5 protein-coding genes are annotated in these 5821 nt (G+C 70.7%); 4 read left to right on the top strand and 1 reads right to left on the bottom strand.

The features are described from left to right. The 3 genes from ACT6XY_RS22260 to ACT6XY_RS22250 form a co-directional block, all read left to right on the top strand. The coding region (locus tag ACT6XY_RS22260) for a Smr/MutS family protein (RefSeq protein ID WP_444750493.1) at nt 1-466 on the top strand (466 nt) is incomplete at its 5' end. 110 nt (nt 467-576) lie between these two features. Further along, a complete protein-coding gene (locus ACT6XY_RS22255) occupies nt 577-1131 on the top strand; it encodes a hypothetical protein (RefSeq protein WP_444750492.1) in 555 nt (184 codons plus the stop codon). A 98-nt stretch (nt 1132-1229) separates the two neighbouring features. After that, complete coding sequence (locus tag ACT6XY_RS22250) at nt 1230-1928, top strand: ribonuclease T2 family protein (protein WP_444750491.1); 699 nt, start codon at nt 1230-1232, stop codon at nt 1926-1928. A gap of 731 nt (nt 1929-2659) precedes the next feature. On the opposite strand, the gene ACT6XY_RS22245 is transcribed toward ACT6XY_RS22250, so the two are convergent. Continuing rightward, nucleotides 2660-5050 (bottom strand): transketolase-like TK C-terminal-containing protein, encoded by a 2391-nt coding sequence (locus tag ACT6XY_RS22245; RefSeq protein ID WP_444750490.1) that lies wholly within the window; start codon nt 5048-5050, stop codon nt 2660-2662. A gap of 134 nt (nt 5051-5184) precedes the next feature. Between ACT6XY_RS22245 and ACT6XY_RS22240 the strand changes: the two genes are divergently transcribed. Then, on the top strand, nt 5185-5649 hold the full coding sequence (locus ACT6XY_RS22240; RefSeq protein WP_444750489.1) for an Lrp/AsnC family transcriptional regulator: 465 nt from the start codon (nt 5185-5187) through the stop codon (nt 5647-5649). The last annotated feature ends 172 nt before the right edge of the window (nt 5650-5821 follow it).

The following is a 5821-nucleotide window of genomic DNA, read 5'->3' as shown; positions in this document are numbered from 1 at the left end:
GCCTGACCCCGTCGCCCCGACGCCAGCCGGCAAGCCGGCTCCGGCCGCTGCGCCGACGCGCTCGATCGTGCCCGCGGTCCCGCCTCCGCCGCCGCTGGCGGCGCTGGAAAAGGGGCTGAAGCGCAAGCTCTCCCGCGGCAGGCGCGACGCCGACGCGCGCATCGACCTGCATGGCCTGACGCAGGAGGCTGCCCATCGCCGGCTGATCGCCTTCCTGCACCGGTCCCAGGCGGCTGGCCACGCCCTCGTCATCGTCATCACCGGCAAGGGCGCGCCGAAGCGGCAGCGCGAACTCGACGAGGACGCCTTCACGCCCGATCCCTATGCCGGCCGCGGCGTGCTGCGGCGGGTGGTGCCGCAATGGCTTTCCCTGCCGGAGATGCGCCCGCTGGTCATCGGCTTCGAGGAGGCCTCGGCCGGCCACGGCGGGGCGGGCGCCCTCTACGTGCGCATCCGCCGCCCCTGACCGGACCGCCGACGTCGAATTCCCCGGTCCTGTGGCCGCGCGGCTCTTGACCGGCGCCCGCGGCCCATGGATCGTCCCGCATCGCCTCGAGCCGTGCCGGAACAGCAGCCATGCGGACCCGCCTTTTCGCCCTTGCCCTCGCCGCCCTCGCGGGCATCCCGTCGGCCGGGGCCCAGACCCTCGCCTTCAACGATGGCGGGCCGCGCGGGCTCGCCGGCTCGACCTACACCACCGGCCGCGTACCGGGCGGCGGCTATCCCGGCGCCGTGGAGGACGATATGCGGATGCGCGGCCCTGCGGGCGTCATGCTGTTCCGCGATCCGCGCTTCCAGAACCGCCTGCTCCCCTGCGACGAGCCGGCGGCGCTGGAGCGCATCCAGGAGACCTTTGCCGAGAAGGAGGCGCGCTTCTGGAACTCGTCCCTCGGCATCCGCGGCTTCGACCGGGTGCGCCTCGTCACCACCAACCCGCACGGGCAGAACCTCATCCCGCGGCGCTTCTGCACCGCCCGCGCCCATCTCTCCGACGGCCGCGTGCGCACCGTCAGCTACGCCATCCTCGAGGATCAGAGCATCATCGGCGCCACCTGGGGCGTCGAATGGTGCGTCCACGGGCTCGATCGCGGCCGCAGCTTCGACCCGTCCTGCAGGATGGCGCGCCCCTGATCCGGACGAATACGGGGGGCGGGCGCGAGTTCTTGCTTTGTTCCGAGGGCGCCGCTAGCCTGGATCTGCTGAGAGGGAGGTCGCCCATGATGGCCTGCATGTTCGCCAGGACCCGCCGCGCCGTGACGCGGTTCGCCGCAGCCGCGGCTCTGGTCGCCGGCCTCGCCGCGGCCCCACCGGCCCACGCCCAGGCGCGCCCGGGCGCGACGCCCGGCGAGTTCGACTTCTACGTGCTGGCCCTGTCCTGGTCTCCCTCCTTCTGCGAGGCGACCAGCGAGCGGACCTCCCGCTCCATGCAATGCGCCGGTGACCGGCCGTTCCATTTCGTGGTGCACGGCCTCTGGCCGCAGTTCCAGCGCGGCTTCCCCGAATATTGCCAGGTGCCCGCCCCGGTGCTGGAGAACCGCACGGTCACCTCCATGCTCGACATCATGCCGGCGCCGGGCCTCGTCAGGCACCAGTGGTCGAAGCACGGCACGTGCTCGGGCGCCCGCTCGGCCGGCGCCTATTTCGAGCAGGTTCGCCAGGCCCGCGCCAAGGTGCGCATCCCCACCCAGTACGAAGGCTTGTCCGAGCCGCTCATGGTGACGCCCGACGAGGTGGAAGAGGCCTTCGTGCGCGCCAATCCCGGGCTCACCCGCGAAATGATCGCCGTGCAGTGCGACCAGCGCCGGCTGCGCGAGGTGCGCATCTGTATCGGCCGCGACATGAATTTCACCGCCTGCGAGGAGATCGACCGCCGCGCCTGCCGCCGCGACCGGCTGGTCATGCCGCCGGCGCGGCCCGGCCGCAGCTGACCCCGGGCGCCGCGGCGTTAAGCTCCGGGCCGGGACGGGAACGAAACCCGTCCGAATCACGGACATCGGCGGGGTGCCCGTTCGTTCCGGCGGAGCGGCATCGTTCTCGGCAGGTTTTTCAAACGGCCGGCGGCGGTGCAGGGGCGCCGGAACGCTCCTGACGTCCCCAACCGTTAACCGACGCGTGTCGTTTCGGGGCAGCGCGGTCGGCCTTTCGCGTATCCGCTGGCCCCTCGCTCTTTGACGACCTCTCACCCTTGCCCTCCCCCGCGTGCGGAGGGGGGACTTTCCGCCTCGCCCCATTACACGAGAGTGCAGCGCCAGGCGCGACGGTTGGGGATCGAGCACGATGCTCGTGTCCCCTCTCCCCGCCCGCGGGGAGAGGGCAGGGGTTGAGGGACTCTCGGTAACACGACGGTCGAGAACGGAGCGCAGCGCCGGCGTCCCCTCTCCCGCTTTCAGGAAGAGGGTCAGGGTGAGGGGCCCAACCTGAACGAGGCTGCTGCGGCCTTCGCAAACCCTGGTGCGCACAGGAACCGCGCGATACCGCGCCTGCCGTTAACCCTGCGATCAGCCCGCGAACGAATCGCGTCCGAATCGGGAGCCTCCCCAGGTTCCTGCTTCGTCCGGGCCGTTCGTGCCGCCTGGGTGCGCGGGGAAGCCCCGGCGCCGGCCTGTCGGCATCCGCCGAAGGCCGCGGCGTTAACGTCTCCGTCCCGCGCCGGGACGCGTCAGGCGAGCGCCCTGAGATAGCGGACCGGACGCGCGCCCATGATCGCCTGCGCCGCGTGCAGGATGGCGTTGGCGTCGATGCCGTGGTGGCGATAGAGGTCGCCGACCGTGCCGGTCTGCCCGAAATGCTCGACGCCCAGCGACTTGACCCGGTGGCCGTGGACGGCGCCGAGCCACGCGAGCGTCGCCGGATGGCCGTCCACCACGGTGACGAGGCCGCAGTCCCGCGTCAGGCCGCCGAGGAGGCGCTCCACGTGGCTGGTCGCCTGGTCGTGGCCGCGCTGGCGCGCCCGTTCCGCCGCGGTCCAGCCGGCGTTGAGCCGGTCCGACGAGGTCACCGCGAGCACGCCGACGTCCCGGTGGCTCTCCGCCAGCAGCCCAGCGGCGGCGATCGCCTCGCTCGCCGTCGCGCCCATATAGGCGATGACGACGCCCGCATTGGCGCCGGGCCGGCGCAGCCAGTAGGCGCCGTTGATGACGTCGCTCGCCAGCGCCTCGTCCATGGTCCGCTGCGGCTGGTCGAGGGTGCGGGTCGACAGGCGCAGGTAGACCGAACCGCCGGTCTCGTCGCGCAGCCAGGTCTCCTCGTCCGGGTCGCCCTCGCCGTCGCGCTGCATGTAGTCGAAGCCGAAGCGCATGATGGCGGCGAGCTCGTCGACGAAGGCGGGTTCGAAGGCGGCGAGCCCGTCCTGCGCCATGCCGATCAGCGGCGTCGCGATGGACTGGTGGGCGCCACCCTCAGGGGCGAGCGTCACGCCCGACGGCGTCGCCACCAGCATGAACCGGGCGTCCTGGTAGCAGGCATAGTTCAGCGCATCGAGGCCGCGCTGGATGAAGGGATCGTAGAGCGTGCCGACGGGCAGCAGGCGCTCGCCGTGGATCGAATGGGTGAGGCCGAGCGCCGAGAGCAGGATGAACAGGTTCATCTCGGCGATACCGAGCTCGATGTGCTGGCCCTTCGGCGAGAAGTCCCAGGTGAAGGTCGAGGGAATGCGCTCCTGCTTGAACGTGTCGGCCAGCGCCTCGCGGGCGAAGAGCCCGCGCCGGTTGACGAAGGCGCCGAGATTCGTCGAGACCGTGACGTCGGGCGAGCAGGTGACGATGCGCTCGGCGAAGGGCTCCTTGCCGCGGGCGATCTCGTTGAGGATCAGGCCGAAGCCCTGCTGGGTCGACATGGCCGGCTGCATCGGCACGGCGAGCCTGTCCGGGATCGGCAGCTTGGCGCCCTCGTAGCGGCGCCGGCCACGCGCCGCGAAGGGCACGTCCTTCAGGAAGGCCTCCAGCGTCTTCGCCGGCACGGAGAGCCCCTCGAACCGGTCCCACTCGTGCCCCGGCCGCACGCTCATGGCGGCGCGGAAGGCCTCCATCTGCGCCGGCGTCATCAGGCCGGCATGATTGTCCTTGTGGCCCTGGAAGGGCAGGCCGAAGCCCTTGATCGTATAGGCGATGAAGCAGACCGGGCGGTCGTGGTCGATCCCCTCGAAGGCTTCCAGCAGCGAGGGCAGGTCGTGGCCGGCGAGATTGGTCATCAGGCGGGCGAGCTCGGCGTCGGAGCGTCGGCCGATGAGCGCCGTCACCGCGCCCTGGTCGCCGATGTCGTCCTCGAGCCGCTTCCGCCAGGCGGCGCCCCCCTGGTAGCAGAGCGCGGCATAGAGCTGGTTCGGGCAGGTGTCGATCCACCGGCGCAGGGCTTCCCCGCCGGGCTCGGCGAAGGCGGCTTCCAGGAGCTTGCCATACTTCAGGATCACCACGTCCCAGCCGAAATTGCGGAACATGGCCTCGAAGCGCTCCCACAACCCTTCGCGCACCACGGCGTCGAGGCTCTGGCGGTTGTAGTCGACCACCCACCAGGTGTTGCGGAGGCCGTGCTTCCAGCCTTCGATCAGCGCCTCGTAGATGTTGCCCTCGTCCATCTCGGCGTCGCCGATGAGCGCCACCATGCGCCCTTCGGGTCGCTCCAGGCCCCAGCCGTGGGCGCGCACATAGTCCTGGGCGAGGGAGGAGAACAGCGTCTGGGCGACGCCGAGGCCGACCGAGCCGGTGGAGAAGTCGACGTCGTCCACGTCCTTGGTGCGCGAGGGATAGCTCTGCGCCCCCTTGAAGCCGCGGAAATTCTCGAGCTTCTCCCGCGTCTGGTTGCCGAGGAGATACTGGATGGCGTGGAAGTTCGGGCTCGCATGCGGCTTCACCGCCACCCGATCCTCCGGCCGCAGCACGGCGAAATAGAGCGCCGTCATGATGGTGGCGAGCGAGGCGGAGGAGGCCTGGTGGCCGCCCACCTTAAGCCCGTCCGCGTTCTCGCGCAGGTGGTTGGCGTTGTGGATCGTCCACGAGGCGAGCCAGAGGATCTTTTGCTCCAGCGCGGCGAGGGCGGCGAGACGGTCGGTCATGGCGTGCGGCATCCCTTTGGGGTGCGCCATCATGCCGAAAGGGCAAGGCAGGCTCCTGCCAAAAAGCACCTGACAGCCACGACACAATGAGCAGGATCTGCTAGCCTGACATCATAATCTGGCAGGTTCTGCTCATGACCCAGCTCGACGCCATCGATCGCCGCATCCTCGCCGAACTGCAGCGCGACGGCCGCATGACCAACCAGGCCCTCGCCGAGAAGGTCGGCCTGTCGCCGACCCCCTGCCTGCGCCGGGTGCGGCGGCTGGAGGAGGCGGGCATCATCGGCGGCTATGTGGCGGTGGTCGACCAGAAGGCGGTCGACCTGCCGGTCTCCGTCTTCATATCCATCAAGCTGGAGCGCCAGCGCGAGGAGGATCTCGACCGCTTCGCCGAGGCCGTGGCCCGCTGGCCCGAGGTGATGGAGTGCTATCTGATGACCGGCCAGCGCGACTATCTGATGCGCGTCGTCTGCGCCGACCTGCCGGCCTACGAGAGGTTCCTTAAGGCCCGGCTGACCCGCCTCGACGGCATCGCCTCGATCGAATCCTCCTTCGCCCTCGCCCAGGTGAAGCACACGAACGTGTTGCCGCTCGGCTGAAGCCGCGGCCCGCCGTCGCGGCAACGGGCTTTGACAGGCGGCGCCGACCCTCTACCCTTTGTGTCGACCTGACCGGAAGGACCCCGCCATGCCGCGCCTCTCCCGCCGCACCGTGCTGACCCTCGCCGCCGCCGGCGCCGGCGCGGGCCTCGTCGGCCGCGGCGCCCTCGCC

It is taken from the genome of Phreatobacter sp. (assembly GCF_052440005.1).
Taxonomy (GTDB): domain Bacteria; phylum Pseudomonadota; class Alphaproteobacteria; order Rhizobiales; family Phreatobacteraceae; genus Phreatobacter.
The sequence above is the reverse complement of the archived record's forward strand: the minus strand, read 5'-3'. Positions and strand labels throughout refer to the sequence as shown.

Bases quoted from the DNA above. Each gene is read 5' to 3' on its own strand.
- ACT6XY_RS22255 (WP_444750492.1), top strand. From the start codon at position 577: ATGCGGACCCGCCTTTTCGCCCTTGCCCTCGCCGCCCTCGCGGGCATC.
- ACT6XY_RS22250 (WP_444750491.1), top strand. From the start codon at position 1,230: ATGTTCGCCAGGACCCGCCGCGCCGTGACGCGGTTCGCCGCAGCCGCG.
- ACT6XY_RS22245 (WP_444750490.1), bottom strand. From the start codon at position 5,050: ATGACCGACCGTCTCGCCGCCCTCGCCGCGCTGGAGCAAAAGATCCTC.
- ACT6XY_RS22240 (WP_444750489.1), top strand. From the start codon at position 5,185: ATGACCCAGCTCGACGCCATCGATCGCCGCATCCTCGCCGAACTGCAG.